Origin of the sequence: Geomicrobium halophilum (assembly GCF_014207655.1) — a bacterium.
Taxonomy (GTDB): domain Bacteria; phylum Bacillota; class Bacilli; order Bacillales; family Marinococcaceae; genus Geomicrobium; species Geomicrobium halophilum.
In genome coordinates this window covers 1,032,759-1,052,363 of sequence record NZ_JACHHJ010000001.1, presented here as the reverse complement: position 1 = coordinate 1,052,363, position 19,605 = coordinate 1,032,759, and the positions used below count along the sequence as shown (strand labels likewise).

Below are 19,605 nucleotides of genomic sequence, written 5' to 3'. Positions count from 1 at the left end.
ATGGCTCTTAAGGTTCAAACACAACCTTCATCTTTGTTCCGTTCGCTTTGCTGGAAGCAGTGGTGAGCGCCTGTCGATATTCTTTGATTGGAAATCGATGCGTAACAAGCGGGGACAAATCTACTTTTCCCAAACGCATGAGTTCGAGCGCGATATCAAACGTTCGTATTTTATCCCCTTTATACTCGTCCGAACTGTAAGCAAAGCTTCCTTTGACATCGAGCTCGTTTAACCAGACGGCCGTCCAATCAATACTGTCCAATATGCCAGCTAGTCCAAGCAGAATAACTTTGCCCCCACTGTTTGCAAACCGTAAGGAATCGTTGACACTTTGCTTTTTTCCTACACATTCATATACCAAGTCTGCTCCACCTTCGATCACTTCCGGACCAAATAGTGTTTTCAATCTTTTCGTATCTAATGCTTCACTCATTCTTTTTGTATAATTTCCACCTAATTGAATGACCTGATCGGCACCATATTCTTTTGCGCACTTAGCCTGAAAATCATGTTTCACGAGTGCCACAACTTTACAAGAAAATTGTAAAGCCCGGAGGGCAGCAATGACACAAATCCCAATCACTCCTCCCCCAATAACGAGCACAGTGTCGTTTTCACGTGGAGGATTCCGTAAAACCCCATGAAGGGCACAGCTAAACGGTTCCACCATAACCCCGTTAAAATCAGCAACCTCATCTGGAAGATGAAAAACCTGGTTTTGATGAGCCACGAGATGTGAGCTCCAACTCCCCCCTGTGTCCCGACACGTTCCCGTTAGAAGGCCTGGAGAGATATGTCCGTCGGTCATATTTTCACATAAACTGTAATCTCCCCTCTGACAGGCAGAACATAGTTCAGTAATTCCTCTTGTAGTACAAGATAAGATCGGGTCGATCACCACCCGGTCGCCTGCTGATAATTGGTCAACGTTTTTGCCAACTTCTTGTATCACTCCAACGGATTCATGTCCAAACGTGAAAGGGAAGGAAGTATACGGAGAAGTTGCCGGACTCTCATTTAGGAAAATGATATTTAAATCACTTCCACAAATTCCACCGTATTTTACTTTTATCTTCACCCAATTTTCATTAGGAAGTTCTGGATCTGGTAGTTGAGCAAACCGAAAACATGAAGTTTTTGCTGACCAGTAAAAGGATTTCGAAAACCTCCCAATAGTTTTGCTGATAAGGTAACGAGAGGGCTTGAAATCAAATTGTAATGATTCCAACAGACATCACCTGCTAACGAAATTTGGAAAAAATATCATTTATAATGTAACCGTAAAAAGAGTTAATATACGTTTTCCGGGAGAATTTTTAACGTATAGCGAGGGATAATAAAGGTAAGAAATTAAACTGAGGGCGAATTGATAACCATGATATATCTTTTGATGAAACCCATTGCAAAAATGATTCTTCTTTGTACTTTTAAAATTGAAATGGTTGGTAAGGAGCGGATGCCAACCGGTGCTGTCATTATTGCGGCCAATCATATCAGCAGTTATGATCCGATCATCCTTTCCGGGACGTTTAGTAGAAAAATTCATTTTTTAGCAAAAAACGAACTGTTTAGCAATCATTTTTCAAATTGGTTTTTGCGTAAACTTCATGCTGTTCCTGTTGATCGAAGCAGTGGTATTGTGATTCGCCCGGTTCGGCATGTTATAAAAATTATCCGACGTGGTGATATCTTTGGTATTTTTCCTGAAGGAAAAAGATGTAAAATTGGAGAAAATGTAAAGCCCAAAAAAGGGGTGGCATTTTTTGGAAGTAAAACCGGTGCTCCGATCCTGCCGGTTGCTATCGTTAGAAAGGGGAAGGGACGATACCGAACCTCCATAAAAATCATTATTGGGGAACCTATAGACCCCTCCCGTTTTTCAGATTTCGATTATGATGATTTGTCCCAGTTTGTGATGACACGTATTAAAGAACTCGGTGAACAACACTCCACGATTCAAATGATCGGAGGAACATCTGAACATGCTCACTAAACGGGCCTTGATGATCTATAACCCCTCTTCAGGTAAGAAGCGAAACCATAAAAACTTTCCGCTTATCGTAGAAAAACTAACGGATATGGGTTATGAAATCAGCATCTTTCAGTTACAGGAAGATGCTCAAGAGTTGTCATCGTTGATTAAACGTGCGTGCAGGCAACAATGGGAAGCTCTTTTTGTAGCAGGGGGAGACGGGACCATCCAGAATGTGCTTCAATCTTTGTCTCCAGAGCTTTACCGGCCAAAGGTTGGTGTATTTCCATTTGGTACGAGTAATGAGTTTGCACAAGTCATCGGTCTTCCCCATAACGTCTTCAAGATACTTTCCATTATTGAAAAGGGGAATACCGCTTACGTCGACATCGGAAAGCTTGGTCAACAGTATTTTGCTAACATTGCAGCAGCAGGTTGGTTAACAGATATTACCTATGAGACGCCAAAGAAACTTAAATCTTATTTGGGTGAATTTGCTTATGCCCTCTGTTTTATTAAGAAACTGTTTCAACAAAGATCACGCGAAAAAATTGCCATTCAAATTTTTCCAGATACTTATATTTCCGACCTTTCGTTTTTTCTCATCATGAACGGAAATTCTGTAGGTCCATTTGAACAGTTCATTCCTCAAACCAATGAAAGCGATGGGGCTTTTCATTTAGTAACATGCAACATTCGGAATCGACTACATTTATTCACGGTATTACTAATCACAGCATTGAGGGTTGGAAATCCCTCCTCACTGATCAAACATCAAAAAATTTCCTCGTCTGAGGTTCATTTACCCGAGAACATGTTTGTAAATATGGATGGGGAACGCAAAACTGTATTGGAACGAAAGTTTCAAGTTCTCCCCAATCATTTAAAGGTCTTTACAGTGGAAGCTGAGTAAACGAGGTGGAGTTTTATATGTACTATTTCATTGTCAATAAAGTTTCCGGCAACGGGAAAGCATGTGCTATTTGGAGCGAGGTTCGTAAGGTTTTGGAAACAAGAGAGATTGATTACGAGGTATTTTTTACTGCCCAACCTAAGCATGCAACAGCCATCGTCAAAAATTTAAAAAAAGGAGCAGTTATTGTTATAGGGGGCGATGGTACGGTGCATGAAGTCATCAATGGGTTAGTTGGGTTTGATATTCCCTTGGGCATTATACCAGCAGGTTCGGGAAATGACTTTGCAAGAGCTTTAAAGATCCCAAAGGATTACCGGGAAGCTTTGGATCGGATTTTACGCGGAAAATCAAAAGCTGTTGATATCGGCAGAATCGGTGGTGAATACTGTGTGACAGTAATTGGGGTTGGATTTGACGGTCAAGTGGCTCAAATTGTGAACGACTCTAAACACAAAAAGTGGCTAAATGTTTTTCGTTTAAGAAAGCTGCAGTATATTATCAGTGTTTTCAAGGTTTTGTTTGGATTTAAACCGGTTGATATGACGATTTCAGTTGATCATCAGGAAATCGTAATGAAGAATGTTTGGTTGATTGCAGTTGCAAACTTCCCATATTATGCTGGTGGAATGGTGATTTGCCCAAATGCAAAAGGAAGCGACGGCTTATTAGAACTGTGCATTGTCCATGGAATGTCAAAGCTTCAGTTTGTACGAGTGTTCCCGAGCGTGTTTAAAGGCAATCATATATCCCACCCTTCAATTAAAATGCTATCAGGAAAACAGATTGAGATCGATTCAACACCAGCTATGGTCGTTCATGGTGACGGAGAAATTATTGGACAAACTCCTATTAAAATAAATATTGAGGAAAACGCCCTACATGTTGTTTAAGATTACAATAGCAGAACGCTCCTCATCACTCGTCCAAGGACTTTAATTATTCCAATCATCACCTGTTTGTTGTAATTCGTATTCAACATCTTCAAACCATTCATGCAGGCCTCTTTCATGATTGGGGTTTGCAATTTTTTCTGCTGCTCTAATTCGATTTACCGATCTTCGATCGGTATGCCATACAAAGTCTTGATCTCCTTCTTCGTCGACAATCGTCGAGAGTGCATCTTCCATGTGATCCTCGTTTATTGATTCGCCTTCAATTCCAATATATATTTGGCCATCATGAGAAACCACGTGAGCACGGGAAACGGCGTCTAACATTTCAATTTTGTCCTTAATTGTAAGTGCAGTATCTTCTTGTCCGTCTTCGTACTGTTGATTAATTTCTTCCGCTTGCCGGGCAAGATTTTCCGGATCATCACGCAAGTGCGGACTATCCTTGACGCGTCCGGTTCGAACGGAGTTTAATCGATTCTTATGCCAGCCATAATCACGCTGGCTGTCCGTATCCTGAGTATTATCTCTTGTAAGCTGACCCGGGCTATGATCTGGTACCATTAAGTCTGAGGCGGGCCCTAGATGATCGATGGGATTAACACCTATCTCATGTTCCGGATCATAGTCGGTGGAAAGACCCATATCATTACTATCTTGGACACACCCGGTTAACAATATGAGCAGTAAGAACAGAAAAACCGGCATTTTCATATTCAAGTGGCTCCCTCCTCTCTTTTTTATTAGGATGACCGTTTGTCAGGGTTTAAAATCCGGGAATTTTAGATATAATGACCAAATATTAGGATCCTGCATATTTTATAAAAAGTGAAGATAAGTGATTGCATACACAATAAGTATTTGCTACAATAAAAATTACAAAATACATCCAGCTTCTTCTGAAGTGGGAGTAGAGGAGCAAAAACCATTAGTACGTATGCGTAGGAGCGTGAGATCCGAAGACGTTTACGGAAAGGGGAATTTGCCGAAGCTAAGAATTACTCACGTATTCGCGGCTGGTCTTACATTGAATAAATGTAGGGCTGTCATATAGCGATGCTATATGGAGGGCTATCTCACGCATGAAGTGCTTCGGTTATCAGGAAGTGTTCATGCAGCAATGAGAGCGCTCATTGCTGTTTTTTATGTATAAAACCTCTATTGCTTACAGGGCATCTGCCTGCACTTCCCTTACCCAGAGCACATAAACTAACTTGTGTCAGGCCCCTCATGTATCAGTATTTACGTAAAAAAATTCAACACGAGGGTGGTAAACATGAAATTAGGACGATTAGTTACGGCGATGGTAACTCCATTTGATGGTAAAGGCGAGATTGATTATCACGACGTCACAAAATTAGTGAACCATCTGATCGCAAACGGTACGGAAGCGCTTGTCGTCGCAGGAACCACAGGTGAATCACCAACATTATCGAAAGAGGAGAAAATTTCCTTATTTAAGCATACAGTTAAAGTAGTTAATGGGAGAATTCCCGTTATTGCAGGGACAGGGACCAGTGACACCCGTGCATCCATTGCCCTAACGCGCGCTGCCGAAGATGTTGGTGTTGACGGAATTATGCTTGTGACGCCTTACTACAGTAAACCTTCTCAAGAAGGAATGTATCAGCATTTTCAAGCGATTGCAGACTCTACAGACTTACCGATTATGCTGTATAATGTGCCTGGAAGGACAGCCGTAAGCTTAACACCAGAAACCATTATTCGCCTGTCCCACATCCCTAATATCCAAGCTGTAAAAGAGGCTAGTGGAGATGCGGATGCTGCCTCCTTTATTATTGAAAATGCGCAGGAAGGCTTTAAATTGTATGGGGGAGACGATAGCTTAACATTGCCGCTTATGTCCGTTGGAAGCAGCGGTATTGTTTCAGTCGCTTCACATATTATCGGTAAAAGCATGCTGCAAATGATGCAGAATTTTGCACAAGGACATGTACAATTAGCCGCTAAACAACACCGGGAAACATTACCAATCATGAAGGCAATGTTTATGGCTCCTAGTCCTACTCCGGTTAAAGAAGCTTTAGAAATGCAAGGTATTATTTCCGGTAATGTTCGTTTACCGATGATCCGATTAAATGAAGAAGAAAATCAATATTTGTATCGGATACTTCAACCAAGCGCAACTTTTTTCGTTAGTTAAGAGGAAAGAGCGACCATAAATATGGTCGCTCTATTTGTGAGGTGAATGGTATGCTGCGTGAAATTTTGCTCTTTCCTATCCGTTTATATCGTCGATTTATTTCTCCCTTTACTCCACCCTCGTGTCGTTTTCAGCCGACTTGTTCACAATATGCCATTGAGGCTATTGAAAATCATGGTGCTCTTAAAGGTTTAATACTTGCGATTATTCGGATTAGTAAATGCCATCCTTTCCACCGCGGGGGATTCGATCCAGTACCTGAGAACAAAAAAAATCGTTCCCGTCGTTAACTGACTGGTTTTTCATAAATCTCGCGGTTGAATGATGTGAACGTTTCCACCCCCTCATCGGTTATGTGTACAGATTCTGTGATTTCAACCCCGAAATCGTCAAACCATATCCCCGGCATCAAGTGAAAAGTCATCCCTGGTTCTAATATCGAACGATCCCCTTTTCGGAAACTGATCGTATGTTCGCCCCAATCTGGAGGATAGCTCATGCCAATGGAATACCCGAGCCTTGAACCTTTGACATAGCCATGTTTAGCAATCGTTTGACTCCAAACATCCTCGACTTCTTCTGCTGTAATACCGGGTTTCATATGCTGAAGTGTCTTAGCAATTCCTTCGTTTACCACCTTACCGACATCCAGTACATAGTCAGGAGCCTTACCAAGCGCCATCGTACGAGCCATCGGTGTATGGTATCTATGATAGCACCCAGCAATTTCGAGTGTTAAAAAATCGCCATTTTTGTACTTCTTGTCCGTCCAGGTTAAATGAGGACTCGCTGTATATTTTCCGGATGGAATCATCGGTACGATCGATGTATAATCACCTCCGAAATCATCACTACCATATATTTGAGCATGATAAATGGCAGCTGCAACTTCATTTTCTCTTACACCCACATCAACTTTGTTATAAGCCGCTTGCATCGCGCTCTCAACGATATAGGCGGCTTTACGCATATAAGCAATTTCAGCATCGCTTTTAATCACTCTCACCCAGTTTACAACACTGCTTGCATTTTTAAACTCAGCGTCTGGTAATCCTAACTGAATACGTTCGTGAGACATCGCCGTATAGTAAAAGGCATCCATTTCAACCCCGATTTTTCTCGTCCCCTGTCCAAGATCATTTAGAATGTGGGCCACAAAGTCCATGGGGTGTTTGATTGTTGATTGCACAAATTCATCTGGATAGGGAATGATCCGAGAGTCACTAAGCCAGGTGGTCATTTTTGCCCCTTCAGCGTCCATTTCCCTCCCAATCCAAACCGGTTCTTCTTCATCAATAAAAACGAGCACGACTTGATGTACATAGAAACTCCAAGCATCATAACCTGTGAGATAACACATATTGGAGGGGTTAGAAATCACTAAGACTTCTACCCCATATTCCAACATTTTTTGTTTTGTTTTGTTCATTCTAGTCTCGTATTCATCATATGAGAACATTTCTCCACCCCTTTTCATCCATCATTTATCCGTCCATTTTAAAGCAGGCGACCCTTGGCTCAGTCATATCCATAAGTGCTGTGTGAGGTCCTTCACGGCCAATACCAGATCCTTTTACACCGCCAAAGGGCATAGCGTCTATGCGAAAATCACTGCTGTCATTAATCATTACGCCTCCAACATGAAGGTCGGCAATTGTCTGATGCGCCGTTTGCAAATGATTAGTAAAGACTCCTGCCTGTAGGCCGAAATTTACTTCATTTGCTAAATCGATGGCCTCTTCATAGCTGGAAAATGTATGAAGTAATGCTACAGGACCAAAAATTTCTTCCTGATATAAACTGTGCCTTTTAGGGACGTTACGCAATAGTGTGGGCTGGACGAAACAATGATCACGAGTTCCGCCACATAGTATCTCTGCCCCCTTCTCTTCAGCGTTTCTAATATCTGCGATGATGTTTTTGGCTACATTCTCTGAAATAACCGGACCTATATCTGTTTCCTCACTCTTTTTATCTCCGGTGATTAATTGTTCGGTTTTTTCGAGAAACTTTTGAGTAAAGGTTTCTTCTACTTCCTTTTGGACAAAAATTCTTTGCACGCTTAAACAGTTCTGTCCTCCGGCTCCATAAGAACCTGCTACAGCAGCCTCTGCTGCTTTATCAATATTGGCATCGTTGAAAACTAGAAAAGGTGAGTTTGACCCGAGCTCCATGCTTAATTTTTTTAAGCCAGCTGTTTTTGCAATCCTCTCCCCTGTAGGCAAGCCACCTGTAAAGGTAATCATCCGTACTTCTGAACTTTCTACTAAAGGAGGAGTAACTTCCCCGCCACTTCCTGTTACTACACTCATCACCCGTTCGGGTAACCCTGCCTCAAGCAGCTTTTCAGTAAGCCATAATGCTGATAAAGGGGTTTGGGTGGCTGGTTTTAGAATAACTGCGTTACCACCTGCGATCGCGGGCCCGATTTTATGAACAACTAGATTGAATGGATCATTAAAGGGGGTGATTGCACCGATGATTCCTAAAGGAAATCTGTACGTGTATCCATGACGATCCGTATTCCCAGGCATCTGGTCAAAATTGATCGTTTCTCCTGTTAACCTCCTTGCCTCCTCTGCACAGAGACGAAGAGTTTCAGCAGCCCTGGTTGCTTCTGATCGCGCTTCAGTAATCGTTTTAATTCCTTCAGAAGAAATAAGCTGCGAAATCTCTTCATGATTGTCATCCACAAGCTCGGCAGCTTTGGTAAGAATGTTCATCCTATCCCGAATCGACATAGATGAAGCAATATTTTTCCCTTCCAGGGCACTCTCTAATGCTTCTTCCATGTCTTCTGAACTTCCATTAGGAACACTGCCAATGACTTCTCCAGTACCTGGATCGTCAACTTGAATGACCTGCTCTTTATGTTTCCATTTTCCTGCTATAAGCATTGCTTGTTCTTTCATCATGAACATCATCCCTTTCTGCAGAATCTGGAATTTTGAGTTAAAAAAGTCTTTATATCTTTATATATGGTGGTTGACAACCTAAACGAACGCCAAAAGTATCCTTTTTCTATGGTGCACTTGGCGTATAGATGACTCGGAGAACGGACGGTTTTTCATAAAGGAAGGTATGGTTTTAATTACTCCAATGCGTAAAGCCTCAAATTTTTCGGACCTTTTTCTCAACTCTTTGAGGAGCTATAGCTATTTACCCTTTATGATCAAATTTTACACTTTAAAAGGTCTTCCTTCTACGATCGACCGATCGTAAGAATATCAATGAGGACCGCGAAACCAGTCTCCGTGATACCTGCCCCTGCGCCTACGAGCGTAATCTCACCGGAAAGATCACAATTATACGTGATGGCATTTGTAGGACCTGTGATTTGAGCAAGTGGATCGGTTTTTTCTAGTTTTTCAGGTCGAACGTACCCTTTTACGCGGCCTTCGTGATTTTCTATGACACCAAGAAGCTTCCATACTTTATCTTCCTCGGCTGCTTCTTGAATATCTTTGCTTGTTAAATCAGAGATACCTTGGCATGGTACATCCTCTCTCGTTAAATTTCCTCTTAGAAGAACGTTCGCAAGGATGATGACTTTCCCCTGCACATCGTATCCTTCCACATCATTTGTTGGGTCCGCTTCTGCATAGCCTTTTGATTGTGCATCAGTAAGGGCATCTTCGTAGCTAATATCCGTGCTCATCTGTGAAAGCATATGGTTCGTCGTACCATTTAAAATACCTCGTATCTGACTGATATCATTGCCCATTAATGTTTGTAACGGCATCCTTAATGCTGGTGTTCCGCTCATGACCGTCCCTTCAAATAAAAACTGAACTCCGTTTTCTTTTGCGAGTTTTTCTAGGTCTTGATAAGCTTTAACGACAGGCCCTTTATTCGTCATAACGACGTGTTTTCCTCTCGATATAGCAGCCTTGCAGTGATCAATTGCAGGTTGGCCGGTCTCAACATCCGTATAAGTTAGCTCTACGACAACATCTGCATTGCTGTTCTCTATCGTTGTTTTAGCGTCCCAGCCTCTCACTAAACCAGGTTCATCACTATAATGATGCAGTGTACCATCTGTTTTTAAGCTGGAATTAATTTTGGAAAAGTCTAATCCGTTATCATTGTGTAAGGATCCCTTGGATAAATCTGCAATGGATACGATATCAATGGATTGATCATGTAAGGTTTGTATGGAATTGTTCTTTTCCTTTACGATATTAAAAAAACCTTGGCCTACGCCTCCAAAACCTAAAATAGCCACTTTATGTTTCATTTTTTGTCCTTCCCTTCTATACTTAAGACTTCAATGCGTTTTCTAGATCTGTTTTTAAATCATCGAAGGATTCAATACCTGCAGAATAACGAATTAAACTTTCAGGAATTCCCAATTTAGCTCGCTCTTCTGGGGTCGATTCCACGTGACTGGTCGTTCGTGCTGGACCAACCGTTGATTCAACAGCTCCTAAATTGGCTGCTCGATTTGCATACTGAAGCCTTGGTAGCACTTCTTTTACCGCGTCCATTCCCCCGTATAATGAGAAACTAAACATGCCACCATACCCCTTCATTTGTTGCTTAGCAATCTCATGATTGGGGTGATTTTTTAAACCAGGATAAAATACATCTTCAACGGCCGGATGATTTGATAAAAATTCCACAAGCTTCTCAGCATTTTCAGTTTGTTTCCAAATCCTTAAGTCGAGTGTTTTCATCCCTCTTAATAATAAATACGCTGCCATGGGGTCCATGGTAGCCCCGTTGATTTCTCGATAATGAAACACTTGCTCTACCAGGTGTTTGGCACCGCAAAGAGCTCCGCCGAGTGCATCTGCATGCCCCCCAAGGAACTTTGTAGCGCTATGGATGACAAGATCAGCATCTAATTGTAACGGATTCTGTAAAATCGGAGTGGCAAATGTATTATCTACGATGACTAAAGCTCCCTGTTCTTTTGCTTTTCTTGCAATCCTCTTAATATCCGTAACTTTCACCGTCGGATTTGTCGGTGATTCTAAATAGACAATTTGACAGCCTTTCTCAATTTCCTTTTCTAAAATGTCATGGTCACCTGTATCACAAAGGGAAATATCGATATTCAAGCGTGGTAAAAACTCGCTGAAAATTTTATTAGTTCCGCCATAAGTGTCTTTAATGCTGACCACCCGATCGCCAGGCTTTAAAAATGTGTGTAACGTATTACTAATGGCTGCCATTCCTGTCGAGAAGCTCGTAGCAGCTTCTGCCCCTTCTAATTGTTGTATCTTGTCTTCAAAAGAGGCAAGAGTAGGGTTTGTGTTACGTCCGTAAATATGTCCATCAGCATTACCGATGGCTACTTCATACCAATCGTCGAGGTCATTATAATTATACGCAACACTGTTAACAACGGGTACCTGAGTGGCACCATGTACTCTGTAACTTTTCTCCCCAGCCCAAACTGCTTCAGTTGAAATGTCAGCTTTTCTTTTCACTTGCTTTCCCCCTTAATTCATAATAAAAGAGGATGATTTAACATCTCCCCTCTTTAGCATCCGTAATTTTAACTTTTATTTGAAGTTTCTTCCCCTCTTGCGATTATACGACCTGCTAAGCAAATTTATATCTATCTTTAAGCATTTCTAAACGCTTAACTGCTGCTTTGCCAAATTCATCATCCCGTGCTTTCATTTTGACAAATTCATCGTCCCATGCTGAACGTAAACTTTCATTATAATTGGGGATTTCTTCTTCATACGGTTGAATCGTCACCGTAGGAATCCATGCTTTCTCGTACTTGGCAAGCGCCTTTCTCTCATGAAATATGGGGACATCCGTCTGAAAACCTTGATGTAAATCTCCCTGAAGCGGATGCTTGAGGACCGCTAATACCTTTACCAAGGTTTGGTCATTTTTTTGTTCCAGTTCTTCTCCGATATAAACTCCAGTTTTATATTTTCCTTGTACGATCATTTCAGCACCCTCCTTTTGGTGTTGATTGTTGCTTAAAAAATTTATTTCATCTTTATCATACGTGAATATACAAGGAGTCTTCAACATTTTCGATTTTCATGAATAATTTCTTTATGATGTGAAATCTTAAGCTATGATAGTATAAAAATTACGGTACGTGAAATTTTTATGTTAAGGGTGAAAAGCTTTGATCAACCTAACATTAATCAGTGGAAAGCTGTTTAAGGTCAGTTTAAGTGCCTGTATTAGTATTGCCCTATGTATCCAATTACAATTGTCACCTACTTTTGCCCTTATAACAGCTTTACTCGCGTTTGACTCTACGGCTATTGATGCTATGCAACGTGGTTGGGGTCGTTTACTGGCTGCATGTTTTGGTGCCTTATTTGCTTTGGTATTTTTCTATACTCTTGGAGCCCATCCGATCATTTACATTTGTACGCTCGTAAGTATATTAGCAGCTTGTCAATATTTTAAAATTGGAGGTTTTACCGTCATTGCTTCAATTACAGCTATCTCCATGGTACCTACCATGTTTGGCCATCATATTATTGAATATATAGGCCGGGTAATGAGCACTTTAATCGGTATCATGATCTCTACTATTGTAAATTTAGTCATTTCACTTCCGAATCACACACCTTTATTGTTTAAGATGATAGAGCAATACTGGAGACAGGTATTACACATTATTACTGTCATTATCGATCATGAAACGAATCAAACAAAAAACATCTCCCAGGCAGTCTGCTGGTCTCAATATGATGCTATTCATGCTAAACTACAGCGTTTGCACCGGATTGCAAAAAATCAGCGAAGACAGTGGAAGTTACACCCTGCTCCACTGATGGAGCAAAAAGATTTGGATTTGATCGAAGAGCACATACAAACGATGAATCGCCTTCTTGATCATATGAACCTACTGCGCCCACCAGACATTAAGGAGCAGGTTAAAACACCGATTCCTTTCATTCTCAAAAGGGGAGTTCGTCTCCCTAGAAAGCTTCCAGCCATGGAGGAACAAGGTACAGAACGCCTACAGGCATGGTTCAATGATTTCCTGTTACGCAAAAACGAGCGTTTAATGGTCGATCAAAGGAATGCCCCACAATTACATGAAGTTATCATGGCCTGTATACAAACGATGACAATCAGTCAGCATTGGAAACAAAAAGAGCAAGGAGAAGATCTCCCTGCTCTGCAAGTCCCTATCTACCCATTAGAACGAACGGGGGTCTCGTCTCTATGGGAGGATCGTTGAACCGGTTAAATAACGATCACATTCCCTTGCCGCTTCCCGTCCTTCATGAATAGCCCAAACGACAAGGCTTTGGCCTCTACGGTTATCACCAGCTGCGAAAACACCATCTTCGCTGGTAGCATATTCTCCGTATTCAGCAGACACCGTACCGTGTTTTGTCGTTTGAATACCCATTTGCTCGAGTAATTCACGCTCAGGCCCGGTAAAACCGATCGCGAGCAATACCAGATCAGCTTTCCATACACGCTCGGTTCCTGGGATCGGTTTTCTTTCTTTTTTACCATTGTTGTAGACCGTTTCAGCTTGGACAGCTTTCAAGCCTGTAAGGTTCCCGTTCCCATCACTTATAAATTCAGTCGTTAACCATTGATAAGCGCGAGGGTCTTGACCGTAAACAGCCTCCGCTTCTTTATGGCCTTCTTCCTGTTTATAAGTCATCGGGAATAATGGCCATGGGTTATTTTCCGGACGCTCTTCTTGTTTTTCCACGTTAATATCAAATTGGGTAATGGATTTGGCCCCATGGCGAACAGAAGTTGTAATACAATCCACTCCTGTATCGCCACCGCCGATGACGACAACATGTTTATCTTTTGCGTCGATATAATCATCATTACGAAGGTTATGGTTGAGCAATGCTTTGGTATTTTGTGTAAGAAAATTCATGGCGTATTCGATCCCGTTTAAATCATGGCCGGGGATATCCTCGACGCCTCTTGGTACTTGAGCACCTGTGCAAAGTACAACACCATCGACAGCTTCCCGTAGTTCATTCCAGGTGATCGTCGATCCGATTTCAACATTCGTTTTGAATTCAATACCTTCTTCTTCAAGAAGATGGATGCGTCGCATCACCGTTTCGAATGGTAATTTGACATCTGGAATACCATAGGTGAGTAAACCACCAATGCGATCCTCTTTTTCATATACAGTCACATGGTGGCCAGCTCTGTTCAACTGGGCAGCTGCCGCCAAGCCTGCAGGGCCGGAGCCGATGACCGCTACTTTTTTCCCAGTACGACGAAGGGGCTGTTTAGCGGTAATCCAACCTTCACGAAACCCTTTTTCTACGATTTGCAGTTCTATCGATTTAATAGTTACCGGTTCGGCATCGATAGCCACCGTACATGATCCTTCACAAGGTGCGGGACAGACCCGGCCTGTAAACTCTGGAAAATTGTTCGTTTTATGCAATCGCTGCAAAGCTTCTTTCCACTGCCCTTTATAGACAAGGTCGTTCCATTCCGGTATGAGGTTATAAACTGGACAACCGATCTCATCTGATCCTGGCATATTCGTTCCTGCCTGACAAAAAGGGATCCCGCAATCCATACAACGCGCGGCTTGTTCCTCGATCTCTTCCTCCGGAGGCGTCAATTGAAACTCATTCCAATCTTCGACCCTTTCTTTTGGTTCCCTTTTTGCGGGGGTTTTGCGGTTAATTTCCATAAAACCAGTTGGGTTTCCCATCATACCCCTCCTTATCTCTCAATCCTTACTTTACGTTGGTTGTTTTTGCTGGCTTTTATCAAATGCGGCCATCACCGCTTCTTCTTCAGCGAACCCTTCATTAATGGAGTCTTCGACAGCCTGTAACATTTTGCGGTAGTCTGTCGGGATCACTTTCATAAACTGGGTGACCGTTTCCTCCCAATTGGAAAGTAAACGCGTACCCAGTGTACTATTTGTGTGCTGTACGTGAGCTTCAATGAGACTTTTTAGCTCTTCAACATCCTGACCCATTATTTGATCGATTTCTACTAATTCCCGGTTGCAAAATTGCTCGAACTCCCCGTTTGGATTATATACGTAGGCGACTCCACCTGACATACCTGCTGCGAAATTCTTGCCGGTCGTACCTAATACCGCAACCCGGCCGCCGGTCATATATTCAAGTGCATGATCGCCAACACCTTCTACGACGACATCCGCTCCGCTATTTCTGACACAGAAACGCTCACCAGCAACCCCGGAAATATATGCTTCGCCTTTCGTCGCGCCATAAAATGCGGTGTTGCCGACAATAATATTCTCTTCAGCTTTTATAGGCGCATCTGGATGAGGAGCCGTTATGATTTTACCACCTGACAGGCCTTTGCCGATATAATCGTTAGCATCGCCGATGAGTCGAAGCGTCATCCCTTTCGGGATAAATGCCCCGAAACTTTGACCGGCAGATCCATTAAACGTTAAATCGATTGTGTTTTCCGGCAATCCATTTTCACCGTAAATGCTAGTAACTTCATTTCCTAAAACAGTCCCAACTGCTCGGTTAATACTCCACACCTTAAAGGATTCCTGTACAGGTTCACGGTCTTGAAGTGCAGGCTGGCAACGTTCTAGTAAGGTCTCTTTATCCAAAGATTCCTCTACTAAATGTTGTTGTTTTCCATTTCCTACATGGGCATCTTGATTCTCAGCTTCTGGTCTATATAAAAGTGGACGTAAATCGACTTGCCTTGCTTTCGGGTTTTTAACATCTTCTCTTTGTTCTAAAAGATCAGTACGCCCAATCATATCATCGATTTTCGTAAAGCCTAGATCCGCCATAATTTCACGAATTTCCTCAGCCACAAAGGTCATGAAACGTACGACTTGATCTGCAGTTCCTCCAAATTTCTTTCGCAGCTCAGGATTTTGGGTTGCAATACCTACGGGGCATGTATCAATATGGCATACTCGCATCATGACACACCCGAGAACGACGAGCGGCGCTGTTGAAAATGCATATTCTTCAGCCCCGAGTAATGTTGCAAAAACTACATCTTTCCCCGTCATTAATTTGCCGTCTGTTTCCAGTCTAATCCGCTGCCTTAATCCGTTCATGACAAGTGTCTGGTGAGCATCTGCAAGACCAATTTCCCACGGTAAACCGGTGTGTTTAATTGATGTTCTAGCCGCCGCTCCGGTTCCGCCGTCATAGCCGCTTATGACAATGCCATCCGCTCGTCCTTTTGCTACCCCAGCTGCAATCGTCCCAACTCCTGTACCAGATACGAGCTTAACGCTAATCTGCGCCTTTGGATTTGCATGTTTTAAATCATGAATCAGTTGTGCCAAGTCTTCAATCGAATAAATGTCGTGATGGGGTGGTGGTGAAATTAACCCAACACCCGCGGTGGTTCCTCGAACACTCGCTACCCATGGATACACTTTTCCTCCAGGCAGCTGTCCACCTTCACCAGGCTTAGCGCCTTGTGCAATTTTAATTTGAATTTCATCTGCATTAACTAGATAATGGCTCGTAACGCCAAATCGCCCAGATGCCACCTGTTTAATCGCGCTTCGGCGTAAATCACCATTCTCATCCCTTGTAAAACGATCAGGATCTTCTCCGCCTTCACCTGTATTCGATCGCCCGCCTATACGATTCATAGCAATTGCTAAAGCTTCATGAGCTTCTTTGGAAATCGAACCAAATGACATTGCTCCTGTTTTAAACCGTTTAAAGATCTCTTCCACCGGCTCGACTTCATGGATCTGAACAGACGGCCGATCCTTCTTAAAGGTGAATAACCCTCTAAGTGTGGTTTGGCTTTTCTCCTGTTCATCGATCGAACGAGTATAGTTCGTAAACATTTCTTTATCATCGGTGCGGCATGCTTGTTGTAACATATGAATTGTGTGGGGATTGTACTGATGTTCTTCCCCGTTGCGTCTCCATTGGTGGTCATCTCCTGGTTCAAGCTCTAATTCATCATTTTTGGCAAGCTCATAAGCTTTTTGATGGCGCTCAAGAGATTCCCGTGCGATGGTGTCTAGATCAACACCACCAATACGGGATTCTGTCCATGTAAAATGTCGATCAATCAATTTCTCATTGATGCCGACAGCTTCGAAGATTTGTGCTCCTCGGTAACTTTGAATCGTTGAAATCCCCATTTTTGAAAGAACTTTCATAATCCCTTTCGTAGCTGTCTTGATATAGCGCTCAACAGCTTCCACGTAAGAGTGTGAAGTTAGTTCTCCATTTTTCGTCAACTCATCAAATGTATCAAAAACGAGATAAGGGTTAATCGCTTCAGCACCATACCCTAGCAACAGGCAAAGATGGTGTACTTCCCTTGGTTCACCAGATTCAACCAATAAGCTAACTTGTGTACGGTTTCCACTTCGGATTAAATAGTGATGCAAACTGGAAACCGCCAGTAATGTCGGAATTGGTGCCCATTTAGAGGACATATCACGATCACTTAACACCAGTAAGGTTGACCCATCCGCGATGGCTTTATCCGCTTCCCTAAATAAACCTTCTAACGCCTGATCTAAGCCTTCTTCGCCCTCAGAAACTGCAAAAACCATGGATAAGGTCGATGCTTTTAATCCATCTACATGACAAGCGCGGAGCTTTGCCATTTCTTCATTCGTTAGAATTGGAGTCTTCAAATAAATATGATGGGCGTTTTCTGGCCCCGGATGCAGTAAATCTCCTTCTCGTCCAATTGTTGTTCCAACAGCTGTAATTGTTTCTTCACGAATCACATCGATGGGAGGATTCGTTACTTGAGCAAATTGTTGTTTGAAATAGTTATATAGTAATTGGGGCTTCTCTGCAAGTACAGCTAAAGGATTATCATAACCCATAGAGCCAACAGGATCTGCACCTTCTTTTACCATAGGGAGAATTTGTTTTGTTATTTCCTCAATTGTATAGCCGTATACCGATTGTTGTAATTTTGTACTTTCCTTTTCCAAATCATTAAAATACGGATTTTCTCGAATATCATCGAGTGTAAGCATTTGTTCATTTACCCACTCTTCATATGGTTCTTCATGAATAATGCTTTCTTTCACTTCTTCGTCGGGGAGAATACGACCTTCTTTTGGGTCAACAAGCAGCATTTGCCCTGGCTGCAAACGGCTTTTCTTGACAATTTTCTCAGGTGCTACAGGCAAAACACCGACTTCTGAAGACATTACAACGATATCATCTTCTGTAACAATATATCTAGAAGGACGTAGACCATTGCGATCCAAGCTAGCTCCTACTTGATTCCCGTCTGTAAAGACGATGGCTGTTGGCCCATCCCATGGCTCCATTAAGCAGCTATGAAATTTGTAAAAGGCTCTTTTGGCCTTATCCATGCCATGGGCATTCTGCCAAGGCTCAGGAATCATCATCATCGCGGAATGTGCGAGTGAACGTCCGGCTAGTGTCAAAAATTCGAATGCATTGTCAAACATAGAAGAGTCGCTGCCATTACCATCAATGATCGGCCGTACTTTTTTGAGGTCTTCTTTAAAGGCTTGAGAACTAAACACAGCTTCACGGGCGTGCATCCAGTTAACGTTTCCTTTAATCGTATTTATTTCCCCGTTATGCATCAAATAGCGATTTGGGTGCGCACGTTCCCAGCTCGGGAAAGTGTTCGTACTAAAACGAGAATGGACGAGCGCGATCGTGCTTTTAAAATTTTTCTTCTGTAGGTCAAGATAAAAGCTGCCAAGCTGATCAGTCGTTAGCATGCCTTTATACACGATGGTTTGTGTAGACAAACTTGCAAAATAAAATGGCTCATCCTCTGGAAGCCAGGAACGCACTTCCTTCTCTAACCGTTTTCTGATTACATATAATTTTCTTTCTAGCCCTGTGCCACTTAATCCGTTTGCCCGGATGAACACCTGTTCAATATATGGTTTTGCGCTAAGGGCGATACGTCCAATTCCCTCTTCATTTACAGGGACACTTCTAAAGCCTAGCACTTCTGCATTTTCTTCAGTGCATATATTTGAAATCATTGTTTTACATAATTGCCGTTGGTCATTATCCGTAGGTAAAAACAACATGCCAACGCCATACTCACCTTGTCCCGGAAGTGAAAATCCTTCATTTTTTGCTTGTTCCTCAAAAAATGGATGGGGAATTTGCAAAAGGATTCCTGCTCCATCCCCAGAATTTTTTTCCGCACCTGCTCCCCCGCGGTGCTCAAGGTTACACAATAAATCCAGAGCACTTCTGACGATGGTATAGGAAGGAACACCTTTCATATTAGCTAAAAAGCCAATACCACAATTGTCATGCTCAAAATCCGATCGATAAAGACCGGGATTCTTAACGTCTTGATTAAGCATGATGCTTTTCACCTCTTTCCCATTCACTACTGAAATATGCCTTATTTAGTAGTGTGTGTCCAAAAAGAATCGAATCGTTCGAGAAGACTGACGGGCGCAGGGCTCCTCGCTAAAATCAACCGCTATTTTTCCTGGACTTTTTGAACATCTTCTAGTAGTAAACAAAAGTTTATCACTTAAATGGAGCGTCGGCAAATTGTGAAAATCTTTATCCCAGGAATTGAAAACGCTTAATCTATCGGGACAATGGGATAAAATCTTACAAAGATTTTTTTACGACCGAATACCGAAGCTTACGGTCATTTGAAAATGAACCCTATTCGGCCTTTATTTTCGTATATGTGTGGTCTTCGATCGTGGTGTGGCGACGAAAGCTTGATAAGATGATACAATAGGGATACAACTACACCATATGTT

At 42.3% G+C, this 19,605-nt stretch carries 15 protein-coding genes and 1 riboswitch; of the genes, 6 read left to right on the top strand and 9 right to left on the bottom strand.

Annotated features, from left to right (window positions below; genetic code table 11):
- Window positions 1-7 precede the first annotated feature (7 nt).
- The gene (locus HNR44_RS05235) at window positions 8-1,228 is read right to left on the bottom strand and encodes a zinc-dependent alcohol dehydrogenase (protein ID WP_184403028.1); all 1,221 of its coding nucleotides are present in this window, start codon (window positions 1,226-1,228) and stop codon (window positions 8-10) included.
- Window positions 1,229-1,375: 147 nt separating this feature from the next.
- On the opposite strand from HNR44_RS05235, the gene HNR44_RS05230 reads away from it, so the two are divergent.
- From HNR44_RS05230 to HNR44_RS05220, 3 genes are read left to right on the top strand one after another with little or no spacing between them, the layout of a single operon-like run.
- Complete coding sequence (locus HNR44_RS05230) at window positions 1,376-1,993, top strand: lysophospholipid acyltransferase family protein (protein ID WP_184403027.1); 618 nt, start codon at window positions 1,376-1,378, stop codon at window positions 1,991-1,993.
- Window positions 1,983-2,885 carry a YegS/Rv2252/BmrU family lipid kinase gene (locus HNR44_RS05225; protein WP_246406986.1) on the top strand — a complete coding sequence of 301 codons (903 nt, stop codon included), beginning with the start codon at window positions 1,983-1,985 and terminating at the stop codon, window positions 2,883-2,885. The genes HNR44_RS05230 and HNR44_RS05225 overlap by 11 nt, the downstream gene beginning before the upstream one ends.
- Window positions 2,886-2,902: 17 nt before the next feature.
- Window positions 2,903-3,778, top strand: coding sequence for a diacylglycerol/lipid kinase family protein (locus HNR44_RS05220; protein WP_184403026.1), 876 nt, complete (start codon window positions 2,903-2,905; stop codon window positions 3,776-3,778).
- A 42-nt stretch (window positions 3,779-3,820) separates the two neighbouring features.
- Here HNR44_RS05220 and HNR44_RS05215 read toward each other — a convergent pair whose 3' ends face one another.
- On the bottom strand, window positions 3,821-4,498 hold the full coding sequence (locus tag HNR44_RS05215) for a YhcN/YlaJ family sporulation lipoprotein (RefSeq protein WP_184403025.1): 678 nt from the start codon (window positions 4,496-4,498) through the stop codon (window positions 3,821-3,823).
- Window positions 4,499-4,681: 183 nt separating this feature from the next.
- Window positions 4,682-4,860, top strand: a riboswitch (Lysine riboswitch).
- 194 nt (window positions 4,861-5,054) lie between these two features.
- Here HNR44_RS05215 and dapA point away from each other — a divergent pair.
- Window positions 5,055-5,942, top strand: coding sequence for a 4-hydroxy-tetrahydrodipicolinate synthase (gene dapA / locus HNR44_RS05210; RefSeq protein WP_184403024.1), 888 nt, complete (start codon window positions 5,055-5,057; stop codon window positions 5,940-5,942).
- 50 nt (window positions 5,943-5,992) lie between these two features.
- Window positions 5,993-6,232 (top strand): membrane protein insertion efficiency factor YidD, encoded by a 240-nt coding sequence (yidD, locus tag HNR44_RS05205; RefSeq protein WP_184403023.1) that lies wholly within the window; start codon window positions 5,993-5,995, stop codon window positions 6,230-6,232.
- Here yidD and HNR44_RS05200 read toward each other — a convergent pair.
- The 5 genes from HNR44_RS05200 to kapB all read right to left on the bottom strand — a co-directional run bounded on the left by HNR44_RS05200 (window position 6,229) and on the right by kapB (window position 11,855).
- Window positions 6,229-7,401, bottom strand: a complete 1,173-nt coding sequence (locus tag HNR44_RS05200; protein ID WP_184403022.1) for a M24 family metallopeptidase — start codon at window positions 7,399-7,401, stop codon at window positions 6,229-6,231. The genes yidD and HNR44_RS05200 overlap by 4 nt on opposite strands.
- A 25-nt stretch (window positions 7,402-7,426) precedes the next feature.
- Window positions 7,427-8,857, bottom strand: a complete 1,431-nt coding sequence (locus tag HNR44_RS05195; RefSeq protein WP_343069368.1) for an aldehyde dehydrogenase family protein — start codon at window positions 8,855-8,857, stop codon at window positions 7,427-7,429.
- 287 nt (window positions 8,858-9,144) lie between these two features.
- Window positions 9,145-10,179 carry a homoserine dehydrogenase gene (locus HNR44_RS05190; protein WP_184403021.1) on the bottom strand — a complete coding sequence of 345 codons (1,035 nt, stop codon included), beginning with the start codon at window positions 10,177-10,179 and terminating at the stop codon, window positions 9,145-9,147.
- Window positions 10,180-10,201: 22 nt separating this feature from the next.
- Window positions 10,202-11,377, bottom strand: coding sequence for a cystathionine gamma-synthase family protein (locus HNR44_RS05185; RefSeq protein ID WP_184403020.1), 1,176 nt, complete (start codon window positions 11,375-11,377; stop codon window positions 10,202-10,204).
- A 115-nt stretch (window positions 11,378-11,492) separates the two neighbouring features.
- Window positions 11,493-11,855 (bottom strand): sporulation phosphorelay system protein KapB, encoded by a 363-nt coding sequence (kapB, locus tag HNR44_RS05180; protein ID WP_184403019.1) that lies wholly within the window; start codon window positions 11,853-11,855, stop codon window positions 11,493-11,495.
- A 187-nt stretch (window positions 11,856-12,042) separates the two neighbouring features.
- Here kapB and HNR44_RS05175 point away from each other — a divergent pair, with 187 nt between their 5' ends.
- Window positions 12,043-13,116, top strand: coding sequence for an FUSC family protein (locus HNR44_RS05175; protein ID WP_184403018.1), 1,074 nt, complete (start codon window positions 12,043-12,045; stop codon window positions 13,114-13,116).
- Here the strand turns inward: HNR44_RS05175 and HNR44_RS05170 are convergent.
- Both HNR44_RS05170 and gltB read right to left on the bottom strand, forming a co-directional pair.
- A complete protein-coding gene (locus tag HNR44_RS05170; protein WP_184403567.1) occupies window positions 13,099-14,586 on the bottom strand; it encodes a glutamate synthase subunit beta in 1,488 nt (495 codons plus the stop codon). The two genes, HNR44_RS05175 and HNR44_RS05170, sit on opposite strands and share 18 nt — an antisense overlap.
- Before the next feature lie 30 nt (window positions 14,587-14,616).
- Complete coding sequence (gltB, locus tag HNR44_RS05165) at window positions 14,617-19,188, bottom strand: glutamate synthase large subunit (protein WP_184403017.1); 4,572 nt, start codon at window positions 19,186-19,188, stop codon at window positions 14,617-14,619.
- Window positions 19,189-19,605: the final 417 nt, after the last annotated feature.

Excerpts from the sequence above, each read along its gene's own strand:
- HNR44_RS05230 (WP_184403027.1), top strand. The coding sequence starts at position 1,376 with ATGATATATCTTTTGATGAAACCCATTGCAAAAATGATTCTTCTTTGT.
- HNR44_RS05225 (WP_246406986.1), top strand. The coding sequence starts at position 1,983 with ATGCTCACTAAACGGGCCTTGATGATCTATAACCCCTCTTCAGGTAAG.
- HNR44_RS05220 (WP_184403026.1), top strand. The coding sequence starts at position 2,903 with ATGTACTATTTCATTGTCAATAAAGTTTCCGGCAACGGGAAAGCATGT.
- dapA (WP_184403024.1), top strand. The coding sequence starts at position 5,055 with ATGAAATTAGGACGATTAGTTACGGCGATGGTAACTCCATTTGATGGT.
- yidD (WP_184403023.1), top strand. The coding sequence starts at position 5,993 with ATGCTGCGTGAAATTTTGCTCTTTCCTATCCGTTTATATCGTCGATTT.
- HNR44_RS05200 (WP_184403022.1), bottom strand. The coding sequence starts at position 7,401 with ATGTTCTCATATGATGAATACGAGACTAGAATGAACAAAACAAAACAA.
- HNR44_RS05195 (WP_343069368.1), bottom strand. The coding sequence starts at position 8,857 with ATGATGAAAGAACAAGCAATGCTTATAGCAGGAAAATGGAAACATAAA.
- HNR44_RS05190 (WP_184403021.1), bottom strand. The coding sequence starts at position 10,179 with ATGAAACATAAAGTGGCTATTTTAGGTTTTGGAGGCGTAGGCCAAGGT.
- kapB (WP_184403019.1), bottom strand. The coding sequence starts at position 11,855 with ATGATCGTACAAGGAAAATATAAAACTGGAGTTTATATCGGAGAAGAA.
- HNR44_RS05170 (WP_184403567.1), bottom strand. The coding sequence starts at position 14,586 with ATGGGAAACCCAACTGGTTTTATGGAAATTAACCGCAAAACCCCCGCA.
- gltB (WP_184403017.1), bottom strand. The coding sequence starts at position 19,188 with ATGCTTAATCAAGACGTTAAGAATCCCGGTCTTTATCGATCGGATTTT.